Origin of the sequence: Oceanobacillus aidingensis, assembly GCF_042654105.1 — a bacterium.
Taxonomy (GTDB): domain Bacteria; phylum Bacillota; class Bacilli; order Bacillales; family Amphibacillaceae; genus Oceanobacillus; species Oceanobacillus oncorhynchi.
Genome location: NZ_JBHSFT010000023.1, coordinates 1 through 911, shown reverse-complemented (window position 1 = coordinate 911; position 911 = coordinate 1). Strand labels below are relative to the sequence as shown.

At 44.0% G+C, this 911-nt stretch carries 1 protein-coding gene; it reads right to left on the bottom strand.

Annotated elements, in window-relative coordinates; translation table 11 throughout:
- A partial coding sequence (locus ACFO3P_RS14515) for an ISL3 family transposase (RefSeq protein WP_379542470.1) occupies positions 1–811 on the bottom strand: 811 nt, incomplete at its 3' end.
- Between the last annotated feature and the right edge of the window lie 100 nt (positions 812–911).

Genomic DNA, 911 nt, shown 5'->3' with positions numbered 1-911 from the left:
TCCATGATTTCCACAGAAGTTTTTTGGAGCGTTTCATTCGAATTCGATCTTTCTTGGGCAATTGCTTTTGAACTTCACGGCGGACCTCATCCAAAGCCCAGTAGGCCTGACGCATAAAGTGAAAACGGTCAGCGATAATCAATGGGTTTCCCAGCGCTTTTCGAATCGCTTGTTTAAACGCTTGAGATAAATCCATTACTACCATTTCCACTTTACCTGTATCGCAGGAATTTAAGTACGCTTCAATGGTCTCCACTTTTCGATCTGGCAAGATATCGATAATTCTTCGGTTCTCCACATCGACCACATTCAATTGAAACCTCTCTCCATCTGCGTCGCCTTTAAACTCATCGATCGCAATGACTCGCGGTAACACTTTGCTGGTGGGCAGTTCCTTCTGATCAAACCACCGTAACACACGATTCACTGTTACTCCCGTTACCAGCGCCGCTGTACGAAAGGAACTTACAGCGGCATGCATCATCGCTGCCGTTTGCACACTCGCCGTACACCGTTGATACCGATGGATCATTTGGAGACGCTCATAAAATGTGTGGTGACACGACATACAAATATAACGTCTCTTTCGCAGAGATATATGAACTTCTTTTGTCGTTAACACTGGTCCTTGGATGCTTTGCCAGCGGTAACTGTGTATCCGTTTCGTTCTTTTCCCGCAACAAGGACATTTCTGCATACGCTGTTTCGTGAATAATTCCGCAATCAAATAACTTTCTTCTTCTCTGATATCCCACACATCTACATGTGTATCTTTAATTCCTAATAACTCTGTGATAAAATGATGTTGCACTCTTTTCCTCTCCCATTCCTTTTGTCTCGACAACTCAAGGTTATCAGAGAGAGGAAAAGGAGTGTATTTTTTTGCCTCCGTTCCATCTGGCGATGGAACG